Annotated in this window: 20 protein-coding genes and 1 riboswitch; of the genes, 6 read left to right on the forward strand and 14 right to left on the reverse strand. The window is 65.1% G+C overall.

What is annotated here, in order from left to right:
- From NCR38_RS12900 to NCR38_RS12935, 8 genes are all read right to left on the reverse strand, one after another.
- Positions 1–918, reverse strand: a complete 918-nt coding sequence (locus tag NCR38_RS12900; RefSeq protein ID WP_061120266.1) for an ABC transporter permease subunit — start codon at positions 916–918, stop codon at positions 1–3.
- Positions 919–931: 13 nt separating this feature from the next.
- Complete coding sequence (locus NCR38_RS12905; RefSeq protein ID WP_061120265.1) at positions 932–1,942, reverse strand: ABC transporter permease subunit; 1,011 nt, start codon at positions 1,940–1,942, stop codon at positions 932–934.
- Positions 1,943–2,068: 126 nt separating this feature from the next.
- A complete protein-coding gene (locus NCR38_RS12910; protein ID WP_250477191.1) occupies positions 2,069–3,700 on the reverse strand; it encodes an ABC transporter substrate-binding protein in 1,632 nt (543 codons plus the stop codon).
- 322 nt (positions 3,701–4,022) lie between these two features.
- On the reverse strand, positions 4,023–4,862 hold the full coding sequence (gene metF / locus NCR38_RS12915; RefSeq protein ID WP_250477192.1) for a methylenetetrahydrofolate reductase [NAD(P)H]: 840 nt from the start codon (positions 4,860–4,862) through the stop codon (positions 4,023–4,025).
- 37 nt (positions 4,863–4,899) lie between these two features.
- Positions 4,900–5,253 carry a phage holin family protein gene (locus tag NCR38_RS12920; protein WP_061120262.1) on the reverse strand — a complete coding sequence of 118 codons (354 nt, stop codon included), beginning with the start codon at positions 5,251–5,253 and terminating at the stop codon, positions 4,900–4,902.
- A gap of 83 nt (positions 5,254–5,336) precedes the next feature.
- Entirely contained in the window at positions 5,337–6,755 is a 1,419-nt protein-coding gene (ahcY, locus tag NCR38_RS12925) for an adenosylhomocysteinase (protein ID WP_061120261.1), read from the reverse strand.
- Between the two features lie 32 nt (positions 6,756–6,787).
- Positions 6,788–6,926: riboswitch (S-adenosyl-L-homocysteine riboswitch) on the reverse strand.
- A gap of 80 nt (positions 6,927–7,006) precedes the next feature.
- Entirely contained in the window at positions 7,007–7,729 is a 723-nt protein-coding gene (locus NCR38_RS12930) for an LrgB family protein (protein ID WP_250477193.1), read from the reverse strand.
- 10 nt (positions 7,730–7,739) lie between these two features.
- The gene (locus NCR38_RS12935) at positions 7,740–8,183 is read right to left on the reverse strand and encodes a CidA/LrgA family protein (protein WP_061120260.1); all 444 of its coding nucleotides are present in this window, start codon (positions 8,181–8,183) and stop codon (positions 7,740–7,742) included.
- Positions 8,184–8,313: 130 nt separating this feature from the next.
- Between NCR38_RS12935 and NCR38_RS12940 the strand changes: the two genes are divergently transcribed.
- A complete protein-coding gene (locus tag NCR38_RS12940; RefSeq protein ID WP_061120259.1) occupies positions 8,314–9,297 on the forward strand; it encodes a LysR family transcriptional regulator in 984 nt (327 codons plus the stop codon).
- 45 nt (positions 9,298–9,342) lie between these two features.
- Here the strand turns inward: NCR38_RS12940 and NCR38_RS12945 are convergent, their stop codons facing one another.
- The gene (locus NCR38_RS12945) at positions 9,343–11,022 is read right to left on the reverse strand and encodes an OmpA family protein (protein ID WP_250477194.1); all 1,680 of its coding nucleotides are present in this window, start codon (positions 11,020–11,022) and stop codon (positions 9,343–9,345) included.
- Positions 11,023–11,332: 310 nt separating this feature from the next.
- Between NCR38_RS12945 and NCR38_RS12950 the strand changes: the two genes are divergently transcribed.
- Entirely contained in the window at positions 11,333–13,030 is a 1,698-nt protein-coding gene (locus NCR38_RS12950; protein WP_250477195.1) for an isovaleryl-CoA dehydrogenase, read from the forward strand.
- Positions 13,031–13,040: 10 nt separating this feature from the next.
- Here NCR38_RS12950 and NCR38_RS12955 read toward each other — a convergent pair whose 3' ends face one another.
- The 5 genes from NCR38_RS12955 to fliE form a co-directional block, all read right to left on the reverse strand.
- Positions 13,041–13,355, reverse strand: coding sequence for an EscU/YscU/HrcU family type III secretion system export apparatus switch protein (locus tag NCR38_RS12955; protein WP_061120256.1), 315 nt, complete (start codon positions 13,353–13,355; stop codon positions 13,041–13,043).
- Positions 13,352–14,668, reverse strand: a complete 1,317-nt coding sequence (locus tag NCR38_RS12960; RefSeq protein WP_250477196.1) for a flagellar hook-length control protein FliK — start codon at positions 14,666–14,668, stop codon at positions 13,352–13,354. The genes NCR38_RS12955 and NCR38_RS12960 overlap by 4 nt, the downstream gene beginning before the upstream one ends.
- Positions 14,669–14,710: 42 nt before the next feature.
- Positions 14,711–15,040 carry a flagellar protein FliT gene (locus NCR38_RS12965; protein ID WP_061120326.1) on the reverse strand — a complete coding sequence of 110 codons (330 nt, stop codon included), beginning with the start codon at positions 15,038–15,040 and terminating at the stop codon, positions 14,711–14,713.
- A gap of 28 nt (positions 15,041–15,068) precedes the next feature.
- Entirely contained in the window at positions 15,069–15,488 is a 420-nt protein-coding gene (gene fliS / locus NCR38_RS12970; RefSeq protein ID WP_250477197.1) for a flagellar export chaperone FliS, read from the reverse strand.
- Between the two features lie 221 nt (positions 15,489–15,709).
- Complete coding sequence (fliE, locus tag NCR38_RS12975) at positions 15,710–16,075, reverse strand: flagellar hook-basal body complex protein FliE (protein ID WP_250477198.1); 366 nt, start codon at positions 16,073–16,075, stop codon at positions 15,710–15,712.
- A 304-nt stretch (positions 16,076–16,379) separates the two neighbouring features.
- Between fliE and fliF the strand changes: the two genes are divergently transcribed.
- Genes fliF through fliI form a run of 4 tightly spaced genes read left to right on the forward strand, consistent with a single transcriptional unit; the run spans position 16,380 to position 21,333 of the window.
- The gene (gene fliF / locus NCR38_RS12980) at positions 16,380–18,161 is read left to right on the forward strand and encodes a flagellar basal-body MS-ring/collar protein FliF (RefSeq protein ID WP_061120252.1); all 1,782 of its coding nucleotides are present in this window, start codon (positions 16,380–16,382) and stop codon (positions 18,159–18,161) included.
- Positions 18,151–19,146, forward strand: coding sequence for a flagellar motor switch protein FliG (fliG, locus tag NCR38_RS12985; RefSeq protein ID WP_061120251.1), 996 nt, complete (start codon positions 18,151–18,153; stop codon positions 19,144–19,146). The genes fliF and fliG overlap by 11 nt, the downstream gene beginning before the upstream one ends.
- Positions 19,139–19,813 carry a flagellar assembly protein FliH gene (gene fliH / locus NCR38_RS12990; protein WP_061120250.1) on the forward strand — a complete coding sequence of 225 codons (675 nt, stop codon included), beginning with the start codon at positions 19,139–19,141 and terminating at the stop codon, positions 19,811–19,813. Before fliG ends, fliH begins: the two co-directional genes overlap by 8 nt.
- Entirely contained in the window at positions 19,768–21,333 is a 1,566-nt protein-coding gene (fliI, locus tag NCR38_RS12995; protein WP_284503699.1) for a flagellar protein export ATPase FliI, read from the forward strand. The genes fliH and fliI overlap by 46 nt, the downstream gene beginning before the upstream one ends.
- The last annotated feature ends 42 nt before the right edge of the window (positions 21,334–21,375 follow it).

Here is a 21,375-nt window from a genome sequence, read left to right on the forward strand (position 1 = left end):
TCAGCCCATCCGTTTGAGTTTCGGATCGAGCGCGTCACGCAGACCGTCGCCGAGCAGGTTGATGACGAGCACCGAGACCAGAATCGACAGGCCCGGCATGGTCACGATCCACCATGCGCTCTCGATGTAATCCCGCGCCGATGCCAGCATCGCGCCCCACTCCGCCGCCGGCGGTTGCACGCCGAGGCCGAGGAAGCCGAGCGCGGCGGCATCGAGAATCGCGGACGAAAAACCGAGCGTCGCCTGCACGATGAGCGGCGCGGCGCAGTTCGGCAGCACTTGCGAGAACATCAGCCGCACGGTGCCCGCGCCCGCGACGCGCGATGCCGTCACGTATTCCTTCTGCAATTCACCGAGCGCCGACGCGCGCGTCAGACGCACATAACCCGGCAGCGCGACGATTGCAATTGCGAGCATCGTGTTGACGAGCCCCGGCCCGATGATCGCGACGACGGCGACCGCGAGCAGCAGCGACGGCAACGCGAGCAGCACGTCCATCACGCGCATGATCGGCGTATCGAGCCAGTTGAAGAACGCGGCCATGAGGCCGAGCACGACGCCCGGAATCAGCGCGAGAATCACCGACACGAAGCCGATCCAGAACGACAGCCGCGCGCCGTACATCAAACGCGAGAGGATATCGCGGCCCGCTTCGTCGGTGCCGAGCAGAAACATGCGGTTGCCGCCTTCGAGCCACGCGGGCGGAATTTTCACGTAGTCGCGGTATTGCTCGATCGGGCTATGCGGCGCGATCAGCGGCGCGAACAGCGCAACCAGAACCAGTACAACCACGATCAGGCCCGCGACCACCGCGCCGCGATTGCGCGAGAAGTTCGCCCAGAATTCGCGCGCGGCGACCATGCGGCCGGACGGCGGCGTAAGCGCTCCGGGCGGGAGATTGTTTTGAATGTCAGCCATATCTTGTGTGACCTCAGCGAGTATGGCGAATGCGCGGATTCAACACGCCGTAGAGCAGATCGACGACCAGATTCACGACGATCACGAGTGTCGCGATCATCAGAATGCCGCCTTGCACGACCGGATAGTCGCGACGCGAAATGGCATCGATGAGCCACTTGCCGACGCCCGGCCACGAGAACAGCGTCTCGGTCAGCACCGCGCCCGCGAGCAGAGTGCCGACCTGCAGGCCGATCACGGTCACCACCGGAATGAGCGCATTGCGCAACGCATGCACGACGACCACGCGCAGCGGCGACAAACCCTTCGCGCGCGCGGTGCGGATGTAGTCCTCGCGCAGCACTTCGAGCATCGAGGAACGCGTCATGCGCGCGATGACCGCGAGCGGAATCGTGCCGAGCACAATGGTCGGCAAAATCAGATGCGAGAGCGCCGACGTGAACGCGCCTTCGTCGGTGGAGAAGAGCGCATCGATCAGCATGAAGCCCGTGACGTGCGGAATGTCGTATTCCACCGCGATGCGGCCCGACACCGGTGTCCATCCGAGCTTCGCCGAGAAGAACATGATGAGGATCAAGCCCCACCAGAAAATCGGCATCGAGTAGCCGGTGAGCGCCGTGCCCATCACGCCGTGATCGACGACGGTGCCGCGCTTGAGCGCAGCCGCGACACCTGCCGGCAGTCCGACGACGAGCGCGAAGATCATCGCGCAGATGGAGAGCTCGACCGTCGCGGGAAAGCGCGCGAGAAACTCGCCCATCACGCTCGTATTCGTGATGATGGACATGCCGAGATCGCCTTTCAGCGCATGCCCGACGTAAGTGAGATATTGCAGCGGAAGCGGCTGATCGAGGCCGAGGCGCTTCATGGCTTCGGCATGCATCGCCGGGTCCACGCCGCGCTCGCCCATCATCACTTCGATGGGGTCGCCCGGAATCAGGTGGATGAGCGCGAACGCGAGAATCGTAATGCCGATGAACGTCGGTATCACCATTCCTATGCGTCGCAAAACGAATCGGAACATGATCGCCCTTTTCGGTATTGGAGGGACTAGAAACGTGTCCGGCGGCTTGGATCGTTCTTCGACCCGCGCCGCCGGACCTATTCGATTAGTTATGGTTTAGTGCAAAAAGCGTTCCGCAGCAAAACCTTATTGCATGCCGACGCCGTCGAAACGCACGTAGCCAAGCGGCTCGATCTTCATGTTCGTCACCTTCTTGCTGACAGGCTGATACACGGTCGAGTGCGCGATCGGCGAGAACGGCAGTTGTTGCGCGAAGATCTGCTGCGCATCGGTGTAGGCCTTCGTGCGCGCGGCGACATCGGTCGTCGAACGGCCCTTCACGACGAGATCGTCGAACGGCTTGTAGCACCACTTCGAAAAGTTGCTGCCCTTCACCGCATCGCAGCCGAGCAGCGTGCCGAGCCAGTTGTCGGGATCGCCGTTATCGCCCGTCCAGCCGATCAGGAGCGCATCATGTTCGCCCGCGTGCGCGCGCTTCAGATACTCACCCCACTCGTACGACACGATGTTCGCCTTCACGCCGATCTTCGCCCAGTCGGCCTGGATCATTTCCGCCATCAGGCGCGCGTTCGGGTTGTATGCGCGTTGCACGGGCATCGCCCACAACGTGATCTCGAAGCCGTTCGGGAAGCCCGCTTTCGCAAGCAGTTCCTTCGCCTTCGCGGTGTCGTATGCCTGACCCTTGAGGTTCTTGTCATAGGACCATTGCGTCGGCGGCATCGGCGCCGTGGCCGGCTGGCCCGCACCCTGATACACGGAATCGATGATCGCCTTCTTGTTGATCGCCATGTCGAGTGCGCGGCGCACGTCGGTGTTGCCGAGGTCCTTCTTCGTCACGTTGAACGCGACATAGCCTTCGTTGAAGCCGGCCTGCGACGGCGTATCGACATTCGACGCCGACTTCAGCGCCGCGATGTCGCCCGGACGCGGATAGCTCATCACCTGGCATTCGTTGTTCTTCAGCTTCTGCACGCGCACGGCGGCATCCGGCGTGATCGAGAAGATCAGCTTCGAGATCTGCACCGCATTCGGCTTCCAGTAATCAGGATTGCCGTCGAAGCGGATGGTCGCGTCCTTCGTGTAGCTGCGGAAGATGAACGGTCCGGTGCCGACCGGCTGCTGGTTGATGTCGGCGGCCTTGCCGTCCTTCAGCAGCTTGTCCGTGTACTCGGCGGAGAGGATCGACGCGTATTCCATCGCCATGTTCTGGATGAACGGCGCGCTCACTTCCTTTAGCGTGAACTTCACGGTGTACGGGTCGACCTTCTCGATCTTCGAGATCAGCTTGTCCATGCCGAGGTCCGTGAAGTACGGAAACTGCACGTTGTACGCCTTGCGGAACGGATTGTTCGGATCGAGCATGCGGTTGAACGTGAAGATCACGTCATCCGCGTTGAATTCGCGCGTCGGCTTGAAGTACGACGTCGTCTGGAACTTCACGCCGTGGCGCAGATGGAACGTGTAGGTCAGTCCGTCGGACGACACGTCCCACTTTTCGGCGAGACCCGGCTCGACCTTCGTGCCGCCGCGCTCGAATTCGACGAGGCGGTTGTACACGGTGAACGTGTTCGCGGTGAAGTCGGTGCCGGTCGTGTACTGGGCCGGATCGAAGCCGGCCGGGCTGCCTTCCGAGCAGTACACGAGCGTCTTGTTCGGGATGGCGGCATTCGCGGCGGATGCTGCGAAGAGCGTCGCCGTGGCCACGGCGCCCGCGAGCGCCGAACGGCGGACGGCTCGCAACAGGCTGTTTTTGTTCATGTTTCCTCCAAGTCAGTACCGGCTTCTGGCCGGTGTAGCGCGAGTGTACTTGATCGCACCACCCGTTTTTTCGACGCGTGTGCGCAAAGTCGGGCGCTACCCTAGCACGAACAAAAGTGACATGCGCGCTTGGTTTTCCCCACTAGAGTTTGTCGTCGATGGCGCTTCGATAAGGGTAGGTTATCGGCCATGCGTCGAGGTGATAGAAGGACGACGAAATATTGCGCGCGATGGCGATGATCGGCGCGAAAAGTCGAATAAAGAGGGAGGAAAAGAAAAGAACCGCGCGGCGAGCGCCGCGCGGGCGAAACATTGATGCAGGTCAGGCGCTCTTGAAGCCGAGACGCTCGCAGACCGTTTTCGAGGCCCACGCGCCGTTGAGCGTGTAGAAATGCAGGCCCGGCGCGCCGCCATCGAGGAGACGGCGGCACAGGCCCGTCACCACGTCGAGGCCGAATGCGCGAATCGACTCGCGATCGTCGCCGAAGCTTTCGAGCCGGCGCGCGATCCACTTCGGCACTTCCGCGCCGCACATGTCGGAGAAGCGCATCAGTTGCGTGAAGTTCGTGATCGGCATGATGCCCGGCACGATCGGCACGTCGACGCCGAGCTTGCGCGCTTCCTCGACGAACCTGAAGTACGCGTCGGCATTGAAGAAGTACTGCGTGATCGCGGAATTCGCGCCCGCCTTCACCTTGCGCGCGAAGTTTTCCAGATCGGCGCGCGGCGACTTCGACTGCGGATGAAACTCCGGATACGCAGCCACTTCGATGTTGAACCAGTCGCCGTGCTCCTGGCGAATGAACGCCACGAGTTCGGACGCATAGCGCAACTCGCCGACTTCGCCCATGCCCGAGGGCAGATCGCCGCGCAACGCGACGATATGGCGAATGCCGTGCTCACGGTACTGCGTGAGAATCGCGCGCAGATTCTCCCTGGACGATCCGACGCACGAAAGATGCGGCGCGGCCTCGAAGCCTTCCGCGGCCATTTCGAGCACGGTGTCGAGCGTGCCTTGCTGCGTGGAGCCGCCCGCGCCGAAAGTCACGGAGACGAACTTGGGCGAGAGCGTCTTCAGCTCGGCGCGGGAAGCGCGCAGCTTGTCCACGCCTTCCTGCGCCTTCGGCGGAAAAAACTCGAATGAGAGTTCGATCGGTTTCATGATGTTTTAGACGGACGGCAGCGTCCGCGCTCCAGCGTCACCCGAAATTGCGATTCCCGAACACCAGCGCCGACAACAGCCACGACACGATGCTGTACAGAATCGAGCCGAAGAATGCGGACCAGAAGCCCGATACTTCGAAGCCCTTCAACAGCGACGAGCACAGCCAGAAGCACAGCGCATTCACGACGAGTATGAAGAGCCCGAGCGTGACGATCGTCACCGGCAGCGTGAGGATGATGAGCGCGGGTCTGATGATCGCGTTGATGAGCCCCAGCACCACCGCGACGATGAGCGCCGTGCCGAAACTGCGAATGTGTATCGACGGCACCAGGTATGTGATGATCAGGAGCGCGAGCGCGTTGATCAGCCATGTCAGGAGCACGGTCATCGAGGAATCTCCGGTTGATGCGTGTTGGTCGCGCAGGCGGATTCGAACCTTCCGCCCGCGCAACGATTCGCCGCCGCTCGCGATTAGTAGCGGTAGTGGTTGGGCTTGAACGGACCGTTCTTGTCGACGCCGATGTAACCGGCCTGCTCATCCGACAGCACGGTCAGTTCCGCGCCGATGCGGCCGAGGTGCAGGCGCGCCACCTTCTCGTCGAGATGCTTCGGCAGCACATAGACCTTGTTCTCGTACTTCTTGCCTTGCGTGAACAATTCGATCTGCGCGAGCGTCTGGTTCGTGAACGAGTTGGACATCACGAACGACGGATGGCCCGTCGCGCAGCCCAGGTTCACCAGACGACCTTCAGCCAGAATGATGATTTTCTTGCCGTCCGGGAAGACGATGTGATCGACCTGCGGCTTGATGTTGTCCCACGTGTACTGGCGCGTGGATGCGATATCGATTTCCGAATCGAAGTGGCCGATATTGCAGACGATCGCGTTGTTGCGCATCGCCTTCATGTGGTCGTGATTGATGACGTGGTAGTTGCCCGTCGCCGTCACGAAGATGTCCGCGCGGCTCGCGGCGTATTCCATCGTCACGACGCGGTAGCCTTCCATCGCGGCTTGCAGCGCGCAGATCGGATCGATTTCCGTGACCCACACCGTCGCGCCCAGACCGCGCAGCGATTGCGCGCAGCCCTTGCCCACGTCGCCGTAGCCGGCCACGACCGCGATCTTGCCCGCGATCATCACGTCGGTCGCGCGCTTGATGCCGTCGACGAGCGACTCGCGGCAGCCGTAGAGATTGTCGAACTTCGACTTCGTGACCGAATCGTTCACGTTGATGGCCGGGAACGGCAGACGCCCTTCCTTCTCCATCTGATACAGGCGATGCACGCCGGTGGTGGTTTCTTCCGTCACGCCCTGAATGTGCGACAGGCGCGTGGAGTACCACGTCGGATCGTTGTCCAGATGCTTGCCGATGGCCTTGTACAGCGCGACTTCTTCCTCGTTCGTCGGCTTGGCGATGACCGAGCGGTCCTTCTCCGCCTTCGCGCCGAGAATGAGCAGCAGCGTTGCGTCGCCGCCGTCATCGAGAATCATGTTGGCGAACTGACCGTTCGGCCATTCGAAGATGCGATGGGTGAATTCCCAGTACTCGTCGAGCGATTCGCCCTTGAACGCGAACACCGGCGTGCCGCCAGCGGCGATCGCCGCGGCTGCGTGATCCTGCGTCGAAAAGATGTTGCACGAGGCCCAGCGCACGTCCGCGCCCAGCGCCGTGAGCGTTTCGATCAGCACGCCCGTCTGAATCGTCATGTGCAGCGAACCGGCGATGCGCGCGCCCTTCAGCGGCTGCTGCGCCTTGTATTCTTCGCGCGTCTGGATAAGGCCCGGCATCTCCGTTTCGGCGATGTCGAGTTCCTTGCGGCCCCATGCGGCCAGCGACATGTCGGCGACGACGTAATCCTTGGAATTTGAATCGAGAACTGCGGCGTTCATCACGCCCTCCTTTTCTAAAAAGACTAGAAATGTTGACGTGAGCGCCGTTCGAATGCGGTGGCTCAGCGGGCGCCCTGATTGCATGGCGCTTTTTGAACCGTCCGGATTGAATGCTTCCGAGCCTGGCGGGCGAATGTTCAACAATTGCCCGTCGCAACGCTCCTCGGAAGCGAGCGTCGATTGTAGCAAAGTCTCGTGGAAACGAGCCTATTCTGAGGCGCGCGCGAGGGCATTCGCGGCGCCGTTCGCGATCAGAACGGCAAGGACGACAGCAGCGGAGCGAGCAGCACCATCGCGACGCCGGCGATCATCATCGTGAGGCTCGCAACGACGCCCTCTTCACTGCCAAGTTCGCGCGCCTTCGCCGTGCCGACGCCGTGTGCCGCCGCGCCGAACAACGCGCCGCGCGCGAGCCGCGTGCGCAACGGCACGAGCGCGAGCACGATTTCGCCGAACAGCATGCCGCAGACGCCCGTCGCGATCACGAACAGCGCGGTCAAGTCCTTCGGCGCGTGGATCTTGTCGGAGACGGCGAGCGCGAAGGGCGTGGAGACGGAGCGCGTCGCGAGGCTGCGCTGAAGTTCCGGCGACAGATGCAGCAGTTTCGCGAGCATCAGCGATCCACCGACCGCGACCAGAATCCCGACCGTCACGCCGACAGTAAGCGAAATCCAGTGACGCTTGATGAGCGCGCGGTATTCGTAGATCGGCACTGCGAACGCGACGGTCGCCGGACCGAGCAGCCACATGAGCCAGCGCGTGTCGGCGTAATAGACGGAGTACGGAATGCGCGCCATCACGACGACGAGCGCGAGCACGGCCGGCACGGCCAGCAGCGGCGTGAGCCAGGGCCGCCGGAAGCGCGCGTAGAGATGCTTGGCCGCGAAGTACAGCGCGACGGTCAGCACGAAGCAGCCCGCCGCGACGAGCCGCGCGGCGTCGTCGGCGATGAGGGCGGCAAAAAAGTGGTTCATGTCGGCTCGCTCAGGCCCGCGCGGCATGCCGCGCCACGAGCGCGCGGCGCAGCGCGAGGCGGCGTTCGAGACCCGCCGCACGGTCGACCGCGAACGCGACGGCCACCATCACCATCAACGTTCCCCCGACGACGACGAGCGCGAGCCGCCAGCCGTCCTCCATAAAGAGGCCGCCGTACTGAACCGCCGCGACCGCCGCCGGAATGAAGAACAGCAGCATGTCCGAGAGCAGCCAGTCCGCGCCCGCCTTCACCCAGCGCGGGGCGATGCCGCCGCAGAACAGAAGCGCGAGCAGCGCGACCAGGCCGACAACGCCGCCCGGCACCGGCAGCGCCAGCTTGCGCGCGACGAAATCCGCCGCGACCCAGATCGCCGCGAGCGCGGCGGACTGCACCGCGACACGCAGAAAGCGGCCGAAAGCGGATTGCGGATGGGTCATGGGGACAGCGGACATGGCGGACTCTTCGCGTTGAAATTCAATGAACTAGGGTTAACCTGTAGACCGAGTATATGGGCGCACCTTGCATAATAAAAATGAATTAACCTTATCTCGAACATTCCGAACTGGAATTCCGGAGCCGAAGATGGAATTGCGCGCCTTGCGATACTTCATCGAAGTTGTGAAGCAAAAGAGCTTCACGGCCGCCGCTGAACACATGTTCGTGACTCAGCCGACCATCAGCAAAATGGTGAAGGCGCTGGAGGATGAGGTCGGTTCGCCGCTGCTTCTGCGCGAAGGCCGGCAGATGGTGCTGACGGACGCCGGGCAGATCGTGTATCAGCGCGGTGTCGAGGTGCTGGCGGCGCACGCGCGGCTGGAGGCCGAATTGAACGATCTCGGCACATTCGGGCGCGGCACGCTGACAATCGGCATTCCGCCGATGGGCGGCTCGCTTTTCACGCCCGCGATCGCGGCATTCCGGCGTCGCTATCCGAAGGTCGAGTTGAAGTTGTTCGAGCGCGGCTCGAAGGCGATCGAGGCGGCGTTGATCGACGGCGAACTGGAACTGGGCGGCGTATTGCAGCCGGTCGACACCGCGATGTTCGACGTCCTGCCCGTCAGCCGGCAGATTCTGTGGCTCGTCGCGGCCAAGGGTTCGCGCTGGGACGACGCCAGCGAAGTCGCCCTCACCGATCTCGCCGCCGAGCCGTTCGTGTTCTACGGCGAAAGCCTGGCGCTCAACGACGTCGTGCTCAACGCGTGCCGCGAGGCGGGTTTCGCGCCGACAATCGTCGGCCGCAGCGGGCACTGGGATTTCATGGCGGCGCTCGTGCAGGCGGGCATCGGTATCGCGCTGCTGCCCGCGCCGTATTGCCGCCGGCTCGACGCCAACGCGTTCACCTGTCGTCCGGTCGTGGCGCCCGAGATTCACTGGGACATGGCGCTCGGCTGGCGGCGCAACGGTTATCTGTCGCATGCAGCGCGCGCGTGGATCGAAGTCGCGCGTGAAATGCTGCCCGCGAATCTCGATCAGGATTTCATGGCCGATGGATTCCCCCGCGCGCAACGCAACGAAGCGGGAACTCGACCCGCCGAAGCGAAAAACGAAACGCGCCGGCCGCGATGAGCGGACCGGCGCGTTTTTTTTAGCGGCCTCGGGGCGTTTCTGAAATCAGTTCAGTTCCTTGAACTCGATCCGGCGATTTGCCGCGCGGCCCTCGCGCGTCGCGTTGTCCGCGATCGGATGGGCGTCGCCGAAACCTTCCGCCGTCAGTGTGTCTGCCGGCGCGCCGTGCCGGACCAGATAACTGCGCACGGCCTGCGCGCGCTTCGCCGACAGGTGGATGTTTGCCGCCGAATCGCCCGAACTGTCCGTATAGCCGCCGATCTGCAGCTTGACCGGCTTGCCGGCTGCATTGTACGCCTTCAGCGCCTTCGCGGATTCGGCGAGTTCGTCCAACGCGGCGCGCGACAGCGAGTTCGATGCGAAGCCGAAGTGGATCGGATGCAGATTCAGATTCTTCGCGGTGTCTGTGGCGGCGCAACTCGCGGCGGCGTGCGCGTCGGAGGCGGCCAGGGCCTTCGTTGCGGCCGTCGTGTCGGTTGCGCTGATGGTCCAGCCGTCGCCGAAGAACGACTTCAGCTTGCTCAGCCAGCCGAGCTTCGGATCGCCCGCGCGGCCGCTCAGATCGATCTTGTCGCCCGCGATGCGCACTTGCGCGCCCGGCAGCGTCATGACCGGCAGCAGGGCATCGAGCTTGGCGATCCACGCGGCCGGTTTCGTGTCCGGATCGACCGAAATGTTCGCGTGGAATTTGTTAGCGCCGAGCTTCGCCGTGAGCGCGTCGATCAGTTGGCGCTTCTCCTCTTCGTTGTGGACCGTGGCGCTCAAAGTAGGCATGCCGGATGCATCGACGACGAGGGACATCGTCGCGTCCTTGCCCGGCAGCGCGGCGGGCGCCGACGATTGATCGGCGGTTGCGGCTGCCGCCATTGCCGTGTCGGAAGCGCCATTTGCTTCCGAACCCGAGTCAGAAAGCGCGTCCGGCTTCGCTGCGGGCGCGGCGTCCTGTTCCTGCTTTTCCGTGGAGCAGCCGCGGCCGAGCAGAACCGCGAGCAGGGCAAGCGCGGCAGCGAGCGCGATCCACCACCAATTCTTCTTGCGGGCGTTTTCCTTCACGGGTTGCTCGAACGCGGCAGGCGCTTCCGGCGGCTGCGAAAACACCGCCGCCTCTTGCGTCGCCGGATGCTCGAGGTGGGCGGCAACCGCCTTCAGCCGCGACGCGACACCGGCGAGGAACGCGCCGACCGAGCCGAGACCGAGTGCATGGGCGAACGAGTCGGTCATGTTCGCGCGCACGACGGGCAACTGATGGCCGAGGAGCGTCGGAAGCTGGTCAGGGCTGCCGTTGTGCTGCGTGAGATGGCGCTTGAGCACGCCGAAGAGCGTCGCGCCGACCACGCCGATCAGCGTGCGCGTGGCGCTCGCCGCCACGCCGGTATGTTCGGCGACACGCTCGGCGAGCACGTTGATGCTGTCGTGCGAGGCGATCGCCGCGTCGGCCTGCGCGCCGGTATCGACGAGCGTCTTGAAGCCATCGTCCTGCACGGCGAAATGCGGCAGCTCGTCCGCGATCAGCGCGTTCGTGGCCGGCGACATGATCGACGCGAACAGATTGCGCGCGCCCTCGAGCGACGACGCCTTGTTCATCATCGCGCCGATGAGCGCGGGGCCGCACAACGACACGACGCGCCTCGCGGATTCCGGCGCGCAGCCGATGCGCCCGGCGATGTGCTGCAACACGCTTTCTGACAAAGCGCCCTGGACAAGTTGATTGAGGTTGATGCTCATTGAGAATGCTTCCGTGAAAGGCGTTATTGCATCCGCCCGAATAGGCGAGCCGATTATAGGTTCGGGCTCCTGCGCGTCATTGGGGCAGGACTAACAATCGGATTTGTCTCACTGATTTGCGCTTTAGGACTGCGCATCAGAAAGGCGTGCGCGATTCTGAAAAGAACGATGCGTCTACCCGTCCGATCCATGCGCGGCCTATGATTCTTGAATTCGAGATGGCGTTCGCGACAGTGAAACGGCTGTTGCGGACGCCCGACAGTGACGAGTCAGCGCGCCGCCGGTGCGTGCGCGAAGAAGGAGACCGACGATGCCCGATTCCGCCGACCGCCCGTTCGGGCAGACACACGACGTGACGAATCAGGCGCCGCCGCTCGTCGGCTACGACGCGTTCGCCTTCGATCCGGCGCTCGCCGCCGCCGTCGAACGGGAAGGCGCGCAATGGCATGCAGAAGCGCTTTCGCGCGACGGCATGGCGCTGACGCAGCCGGACGTGGTCGCGCTGGCGGATCTCGCCAACCGGCACGAGCCGGAACTCGCGACGCATGATCCGCGCGGCGAGCGCATCGACGCCGTGGAGTTTCATCCGGCCTGGCACGAATTGGTGCGGCGTCTGCGGCACGAGGGACTGCACGCGCTGCCGTTCGAGCCGTCCGCGCGCGCCGGATCGATGGCCGCGCGCTGCGCCGGCTACTATCTGCACGGCCAGCTCGAATCGGGCTCGCTATGCCCGATCACGATGACGTTCGCGAGCATTCCGGTCCTGCGCAACGAGCCCGATCTCTTCGCGCGCATCGCGGGGCCGCTGCTGTCGCGTGAGCACGATCCGCGCGACATTCCGCTCGAAGCCGGCAAGCATTCGATGATGATCGGCATGGGCATGACCGAAAAGCAAGGCGGCTCGGACGTGCGCAGCAACCGCACGCGTGCGCGCGCGCTCGGCGCGCCGGGGCGCGGCGGGGCTTATCGGCTGGTCGGTCACAAATGGTTCTTCTCGGCGCCGCAGTGCGACGCGCATCTCGTGCTCGCGCGCACCGCCGACGAAGGCGCCCTGTCCTGCTTCTACGTGCCGCGCTTCGCACCGGACGGCCGCAAGAATGCGGTCCAGGTCCAGCGCCTGAAGGACAAGCTCGGCAACCGCTCGAACGCGAGCAGCGAAGTCGAGTTCTTCGATGCCTACGGCGTGATGATCGGCGACGAAGGGCGCGGGGTGCCGACCATCATCGAGATGGCGAACTTCACGCGGCTCGATTGCGTGATCGGCAGCGCGGCGCTGATGCGCGCGGCGCTCGTGCAGGCGATCCATCATGCGCGGCATCGCAGTGCGTTCGGCGCGCATCTCGTCGATCAGCCGTTGATGCGCAACGTCCTCGCCGATCTCGCGCTCGAATCCGAGGCGGCCACGGTCCTCTTCATGCGGCTCGCCGGCGCATTCGAGCAGAGTGCCGCGCCCGACGGGGCGCTCGCCGAGCGCGCCTGGCGGCGCATCGTGACGCCCGCCGCGAAATTCTGGGTGTGCAAGCGCGCCCTCGAATTCACCGGTGAAGCGATGGAAGTCTGGGGCGGCAACGGCTATGTCGAAACCGCGCCGATGGCGCGTTTCTATCGTGAGGCGCCGGTCAATTCGATCTGGGAGGGTTCGGGGAACGTGATGTGTCTCGACGTGCTGCGCGCGTTCGAGCGCGAGCAGGACGCCGCGCACGCGCTACTGGACGACTGGAAGACGAGCGCGGGCGCAAATCCGGCGCTGGGGGGCGCGCTGTCGTCGCTGGCCGGCATGCTGACGAGCGATCCGGCAGGGCGGGAGGCGTCGGCGCGGCGCATCGCGCAGCAACTGGCCTTATGCGCGCAGGGCGTGCTGCTCGCGCGGCATGCGCCGCAGGAAGTCGCGGATGCGTTCATCCAAACGCGGCTCGGCGATGCGCGCGGCGAAACCGGCCGCGTGTACGGCACGCTGCCCGCGCGCTTCGATCATGCGGCGATCGTCACGCGGGCGTTCGGGGCATGACGGGAAGGTGTCAACGCACGGCCCTTCCGATCTCGCGCATCGGCTCCTCGTTCTCCAGCCGATACACCCACGACAGCAATTCCGCGACCGCCTGATACAGCGCGGGCGGAATGTGCGCGTCGAGATCGACCTGCATCAGCAGCGACACCATTTCCGGCGACTCGTGCACGTACAGGCCCGCTTCCTTCGCGCGCTGCACGATCATTTCCGCGACCATGCCATAGCCCTTCGCGATGACGCGCGGCGTCGCTTCGCGGTTGCCCGCGTCGTAGGCGAGCGCGGTCGCCTGCCTGCGCGTGTACGGCGGATGATCCTGCCCGCTCATGTTTCGCTCCCCTCACCCGCCTGCGGACGAAACAGATGCTCGAGCGGCGAGCGCACCGGTTTTTTCGCGGCGGCATCGTCGCCGGAAAGCGCGAGATCGGTCGTGCCGTCCATCGAGCGCACGGAAAGCGACGCCAGCGCGATGCCCGCCGCTTCGAGCTGCCGCGCGAACGCGGCGCCGTCGGCGGCGAGACGGCGTGCGCCCGTATCGCCCGCCTTGATGCGCGCGACGAGCTTCTCGCCCGCCAGCACGAGCTCGGCGTCGACGGTGCCGAGCGCGGGCAGCGACAGCGTGATCCGCGTGCGCCACGCGCGCTTGTCGCTGGCGTCGGCGGCATCGTCTGCGGTGCGCGGATCGCGCGGCTCGCGGGCCACCTCCCATTCGAAGCGCGTGCCGGGCCACGCCTCGCCCTGCCAGCGGAACTGCTGGTTCGCGAGCACGTCGAGTTGCTGACGCACGACATTGAGCGTCGCCGGATGGATGCCCGCCGCGACCGACGCCTGAAGCGCCGATTCCTGCTGGCTCGGCTGCGCCGTCTGGGCGTTCGCGCCGCCGGCGGCGTTGCCGTTTTGCGAATTCGAAAGCGCCGACGGCGGCGCATCGCGCACCGACGCCGCGAGCGCGGCGGCTTGCTGCGGCGTCTGCGGCGTCGGGACCGGACGCCCGGGGAAGTCGGGCGTATCGGGCGTGAATTGCGGCGCGCGGGCGTCGTCGAGCCATGCGTCGCTGGCTGGATCGAGCGGCAAGGACATTGACCGCGCATCGGCGCGCGCCTGCGGCTCGTTGGCGAGCGACGCTGCGCTGCGCTGGCCCGCGAGCCATTGCACCAGATGCGATTCGTAGAAGAGCCCGCTTTCGTCCACGGTTTTCGCCAGCGCGGCCGCGAGCGCGGCGGCAGGCAGCGGCGGCAGGTTCTGCGTCGCGGCGCGCGCGGCGGCGACGGCGGCGGCGTTGGAAGAGAACGCGGTATCGAAGAGGCCGGTCGTGAGCGCGGCGAAGGCGCTCGCCGGGCGCGGCGGCGTCGGCCAGAGCGGGGCGTCGCCGGTCAGCGCGGGCGTCGCGCCGCCGAATCGCGAGATCGCGTCGAGCGTGCGCGCGACGCTGGAGAACGCGGTTTGCGCCGATGCCGCCGGCGCCGCCGCGCCGCCAGGCGTGCCGGCGGTCTGGAACATGTCCGTTTGCGTCGTCGTCTGCCCGACGCTCGCACCGGTGACGCCGCTGCCGCCCACGCCGTTCGGCGCGCGAATCGCGGACAGAAGGAGCTCGGTGCGGCTGGCGAGCAACGATGCGATCGCGGTATCGAGTCCAGTCATGCCCACATCCTCATATGCGCCACGGCCGGGCGCGGACCGCGCCTAGCGCAATCCGATCATTTTTTTCAGTACGCGCGCCGGGCTGTTGACCGTGAAAAGCGCCGACAGACGCGCGAGGCTCGGCGACGTCAGATCGCGGATCGCGGCGTCGTCGGCGAGAATCTTCTTCACGAGGTCCAGCTTGCGCGCGCGGGCGCTTTCGTCGAGTTCCGAGGCCGAATCCACTTGCTTCAGTTGCTCGACCAACTCGCGGTAGGTGCCTTGCAGCGCCTTCAGCTCGCTCCATTCGCCGCCGCGCGCGGCCACCAGCATCTGGCCGGAAACCGCGGCAATCGCCTCGTAGTGGGCGAAATATTCTTGTGTCGTCTTCATTCTTTTCAGGCAGTCGACGCGCATCCCGTCAAACGGGCGCGGCGGTCATTTGCGCCACTTCCGGTCCAATTCCCACCCAGGCTTCCTCGAGCGTCGCGAGCAGATTGTCGACCTCGACGAGCATCGCCTCGTTCTGCTTCAGATTCGCCTCGAGCAGCCGGCGCGTCATATACGTGTACAGCGCGTCCAGCCGCTGCGCGATCTCGCCGCCCGCATCCTTGTTGAGCGCCTGCTGCAAACCGCTCTCGACGATGCTGATGGCCTTGCTGATCGCCGCGCCGCGTGCGCCGACATTGTTCTGATGCAGGTGCATGCGGGCCTGCGCGATCGCCTGCCGCGCACCCTGGTACAGCATCACGATCAGCCGGTGCGGGCTCGCTCCCATCACTCCTGTCTGCACGCCCACGCGTGCGTAGGCGTTGGCTCCAGCGTGTCCTGGGGAATACATCTCTCGATTCTCCTTATGCGATGCCGCGGCATTCCGCATTTCAAGCGGAACGCCGTGCCTCTCGTCCTGATCCGTGTGCGCCCGGCCAAGCCGGTGCAGGCAGGCGAACCATCGTTCGCCGTGCCGTTATCGGGGTTATCGGAGAAACGCGGCAAAGCTTTAGGAAGCGAGGCTCCAGAGCCGTCGCAAGAATGAAGGGCAGGATCGCGAGAGGGCGGCCGTCAGACGGAGATCTGCATGATGTCGTTGTAGGCCGACACGAGCTTGTTGCGCACCTGCAACCCGAACTGCAGGCCGACGTTCGCCTTCTGCATGTCCACCATCACGTCGTTGAGCGACACGTTCGGCGCGCCGATCTCGAAGGCGTGCGCCTCGCCGAGCGCCTTCGTCTGGTTGTCGCTGATCTTGTCGATGGACGATTTCAGCGCTTCGGAGAAACTGCCGACGCTTGCCGCGCCCGATGTCCCGCTTTGGCCCGAGACGGCGCCCGACGCGCTGGTGGGACCGGACGTCCCGCCGGCGGCTTGCGACGCCAGCGACTGAATGGCCGAGAGCGCGGCGGAAAGCGGATTGATCGGAAAGTTCATGTTGACTCCGGATGACAGGGAATAGCCGGCGGAACGCGTCCGAAGGCGGGACGGCCCGCGCCGCGCGTGGGCGGTGGCCTCGGGTTCGGCGACGCAATTGCGGAGGTTCGCCGAGTACGAAAAAGATTAGCAGCCGGTGATTTTTCAAAGCGCGGGAAGAACGGGGAAAACCCCGCTCTATTCGCCGAATCGACTTGCAATCTTCTGCGGATAATCCCCATCGTGAAAAGTCCTCCACCGCCGCTTACATGGAAAGCGGGAAGCGGCGGGAGGAGAACCTCAGGATTCGGAGCTTCGACGCTAAATGGATACGCCCAACAACTCACTCATCACGCCCGACGCCAGAATGGGCCTGGCGGGCGCACAACCGGGGGCAGCCGGCACGGCCGCGGCCCCGGGACTCGCGGGCGGTGCCGACTTCGGCGGTTTTGCGCAGCGCGTGCCGATGCTCAACCAGTTCCGCTCGAATCCGCGCGTGCCGCTCATCGTGGCCGTCGCGATTCTGGCGATGGTGGTCGCGGGCCTCGTCATGTGGTCGCGCCAGCCGGACTACCGCGTACTTTTCTCCAATCTCTCCGATCGGGACGGCGGCGCAATCGTTGCCGCGCTCCAGCAAGGCAACATTCCCTATAAGTTGTCCGACGGCGGCGGCGCCATTCTCGTGCCGGCCGAGCAGGTTCACGAAACGCGTCTGCGTCTCGCGAGCCAGGGCTTGCCGAAGAGTGGCTCGGTCGGCTTCGAGTTGATGGACAACCAGAAGTTCGGCATCAGCCAGTTCGCCGAGCAGGTCAACTATCAGCGCGCGCTCGAGGGCGAGCTGGAGCGCACGATCGGCGCGATTTCGTCGGTGAAGTCGGCGCGCGTGCATCTGGCGATCCCGAAGCCGAGCGTGTTCGTGCGCGACAAGGAACTCCCGACCGCGTCCGTGATGGTCAACCTGTATCCGGGCCGCGTGCTCGACGAAGGCCAGGTGGTCGCGATCGCCCACATGGTCGCCTCGGGCGTCGCGGACATGCCGGTCAAGAACGTGAATATCGTCGATCAGGACGGCAACCTGCTGACGAGCCAGAGCGCCGCCAGCGGCCTCGACGCGTCGCAACTCAAATACGTGCAGCAGATCGAGCACAACACGCAAAAGCGCATCGACGCGATCCTCGCGCCGCTCTTCGGCGCCGGCAACGCCCGCTCGCAGGTGAGCGCCGACATCGACTTCTCGAAGCTCGAGCAGACCGCCGAAAGCTACGGCCCGAACGGCAACCCGCAAAGCACCGCGATCCGCAGCCAGCAGTCGAGCGAATCGAGCGAAACGACGGGCAGCGGCGCGTCGGGCGTGCCGGGCGCGCTGTCGAACCAGCCGCCGCAGCCGGCTTCCGCGCCGATCGACGCGGCGGCATCGGGCGCCGTCGGCGCGGCGGCGAAGTCCGCGCCGCAGAACCAGCGCCGCGACACGACGACGAACTACGAGGTCGACCGCACCGTGCGCCATTACGAGCAGGCAACGGGCGGCATCAAGCGCCTGTCGGTGGCGGTCGTCGTGAACTACGACAAGAAGGTCGACGCCAAGGGCAACGTGACGATGACCCCGCTCGCCGCCGACAAGCTCGCGCAGGTCCAGCAACTCGTGAAGGACGCGATGGGCTTCGACGAGAAGCGCGGCGACTCGGTGAACGTCGTGAACAGCGCGTTCTCGGCCGATCTGAACGCGGCGCCGGACGTGCCGTGGTGGCGCACCCCGCAGATGATCGCGTGGGGCATCCAGGCGGCGAAGTACGTGGGCATCGGGATCGTCGGGCTGTTCCTGTACTTCAGCATGGTGAAGCCGGCGATGCGCCGCGCCTTCCCGCCGCCGCCCGAGGCCGCGCCCACGCTCGGCGCACCGGATGAGCTCTCGCTGCTCGACGGTCCGTCGCTCGACGGCGCTCAGAAGCTGGAAGACGAAGACAAGGATGCCGAGGTGAGTCTCCTCGGTCATGAAAGCAAGAAGGCCAAATTCGATCGCAATCTCGACTACGCGCGCATGGTGGCGCGTCAGGACCCGAGAATCGTTGCGACCGTCGTGAAGAACTGGGTGTCCGATGAACGCTGAAGGCCTGAATAAAGCCGCCCTCCTCCTGATGTCGATCGGTGAGGAAGAAGCCGCCGAAGTATTCAAGTATCTCGCGCCGCGCGAGGTGCAGAAGATCGGCGCGACCATGGCGGCGCTGAAAAACGTGACGCGCGAGCAGCTCGACAACGTGCTGACCGAATTCGTCTCGGAAGCCGAGCAGCACACCGCGCTGTCGCTCGATTCGAGCGAGTACATCCGCTCTGTGCTGACGAAGGCGCTCGGCGAGACCAAGGCCGGCGCGCTGATCGACCGTATCCTGCAAGGCAGCGATACGAGCGGCATCGAAGGCCTGAAGTGGATGGACTCGGGCGCGGTCGCGGAACTGATCAAGAACGAGCATCCGCAGATCATCGCGACGATCCTCGTGCATCTGGACCGCGATCAGGCGTCGGAAATCGTGTCGCTCCTGTCTGAACGCCTGCGCAATGACGTGCTGCTGCGCATCGCGACACTCGACGGCATTCAGCCCGCCGCGCTGCGCGAACTCGACGACGTGCTGACGACGCTTCTCTCCGGCAGCGACAACCTGAAGCGCGCGCCGATGGGCGGCATCCGCACGGCGGCCGAGATTCTGAACTTCATGTCGAGCAATCACGAGGAAGGCGTCATCGCGAACGTGCGCGAATACGACGCCGAGCTCGCGCAGAAGATCATCGACCAGATGTTCGTGTTCGAGAACCTGCTCGACCTGGAAGACCGCGCGATCCAGCTTCTGCTGAAGGAAGTGGAATCGGAGACGCTGATCGTGTCGCTCAAGGGCGCGCAGCCGGCGTTGCGCCAGAAGTTTTTGTCGAACATGTCGCAGCGCGCGGCCGAACTGCTTGCCGAAGACCTCGATTCGCGCGGTCCGGTGCGCGTGTCGGAAGTCGAGCAGCAGCAACGCAAGATTTTGCAGATCGTCCGCAATCTCGCGGAAAACGGTCAGATCCAGCTAGGCGGCAAGGCGGAGGATGCATATGTCTGATGCTCGCGCGCAGAAGGCTCCGGTCTCGGCGTATCAGCGCTGGGAGATGGCGTCCTTCGATCCCGTCGAGATCAAGGTCGACAACAGCGCGGCGGAACAGGCCGCGCTCGAAGCGCACCTGCGCCGCGTCGAGGAAGACGCACATCAGCAAGGACTCGCGAAGGGGCATGTCGCGGGCCAGGCGCTCGGCTATCAGGCGGGTTACGAGCAAGGTCAGGCGAAGGGTTTCGAGGACGGCCGCAAGGAAGCGCTCGCGCAGGCCGCGCGTCTCGCCGAGATCGCCGATGCGTTCAGGACGGCGCTGCAAGCCGCCGATGCAGCCATCGCGGAGTCGCTCGCCGAACTCGCCATCGACATCGCGCAGCAGGTCGTGCGTCAGCATCTCGCGCTCGATCCGACCGCGCTCGTCGCGGTGGCGCGCGAAGTGATCGCCGCCGAGCCCGAACTGTCGGGCGCGCCTGTGCTCATCGTGAATCCGGCCGACATGCCGATCGTCGATGCCTATCTGAAGGACGAACTCGAGTCCGCGGGATGGACCGTGCGGCCCGATCCGGACGTCGAGCGCGGCGGCTGCAAGGCCCACGCCGCGACCGGCGAGATCGACGCGACGAATGTGTCGCGATGGGAGCGCGTCGTGGCGGCGCTCGGGAGAAGCAAGCCGTGGTGAACCAACGGATTACCCAAGATGGCTTGAGCGCGCTCGAACAGGAAATCGCGCGCGCGTCGTTCGGCCCGCTCGCCGCCGATGAATCCGTCGGCGACGAATCGGCCGAGGCGCTCGCCGCGCGCACCATCGCCGAGCTGGCCCATATCGCCGGCAATCCGCACATCGATGCGTGGCGCGACAAGCTCGACGCGCTCAGGTCGCGCAATGCGATCGCGAAGCCGCTGCGTCCGTGCGGTCGTCTCACGCGCGCGGCCGGTCTCGTGCTGGAAGCGGTCGGCCTGAAGATGGGCGTCGGCTCCGAATGCATGATCGAGCTGCCGCCGGGCAGTGCGATTCCGACCGCCGAAGCCGAAGTCGTCGGCTTCGCGGGCGACAAGCTCTTTCTGATGCCGACGACCGAAGTGGCTGGCCTCTTGCCCGGCGCGCGCGTCTATCCGCTCGAAAGCGCGCCGATCAACGATCCGATGGCGGGCGCGAAGCGCTTGCCCGTCGGCTGGGAAATGCTCGGCCGCGTCGTCGATGCGTCGGGCCGTCCGCTCGACGGCCTCGGCCCGCTCGGCGCGAAAGTCGATGCGCCGTTGTCCGCGCCGGTCATCAACCCGCTCAATCGCGAGCCGATTCACAAGGTTCTCGATGTCGGCGTGCGCGCGATCAACACGCTGCTGACGGTCGGACGCGGCCAGCGCATGGGCCTCTTCGCCGGTTCGGGCGTCGGCAAGTCGGTGCTGCTCGGGACGATGGCGCGCTACACGAGCGCGGAAGTGATCGTGATCGGGCTGATCGGCGAACGCGGCCGCGAAGTGAAGGAATTCATCGAGCAGATTCTCGGTGAGGACGGTCTCGCGCGCTCGGTCGTCGTCGCGGCGCCGGCGGATGTATCGCCCGTGCTGCGCATGCAGGCCGCCGCGTACACGACCTCGCTCGCCGAATATTTCCGCGATCAGGGCAAGCACGTGCTGATGCTGATGGATTCGCTGACGCGCTACGCGATGGCCCAGCGCGAGATCGCGCTCGCGATCGGCGAGCCGCCCGCGACGAAGGGCTATCCGCCGTCGGTGTTCGCGAAGCTGCCGGCGCTCGTCGAGCGGACCGGCAATGGCCCGGAAGGCGGCGGCTCGATCACCGCGTTCTACACCGTGCTGACCGAAGGCGACGACCAGCAGGACCCGATTGCCGATTCGGCGCGCGCGATCCTCGACGGCCATATCGTGCTGAACCGCTCGCTTGCCGAGGCGGGGCACTATCCGGCCATCGACATCGAACAGTCGATCAGCCGCGCGATGACCGCGCTCATCGACGACAAGCATCTCGAGCGCGTGCGTCTGTTCAAGCAGATGCTGTCGCGCTATCAGCGAAACCGCGACCTGATCAACGTGGGCGCGTATTCGAGCGGGCGCGACCCATTGCTCGACCGCGCGATCGCGATGTATCCGCGCATGGAGTCGTTTTTGCAGCAGGGTTTTCGCGAGCAGGCGCCGTTCGAGCCGAGCATCGCGATGTTGAACCAGATGTTCGAATAGTTTTCGACTAGTATCCGAAGCATTCGTCACAAGAAAGCCAAA

It is taken from the genome of Caballeronia sp. INML1, from assembly GCF_023631085.1.
GTDB lineage: Bacteria > Pseudomonadota > Gammaproteobacteria > Burkholderiales > Burkholderiaceae > Caballeronia > Caballeronia turbans.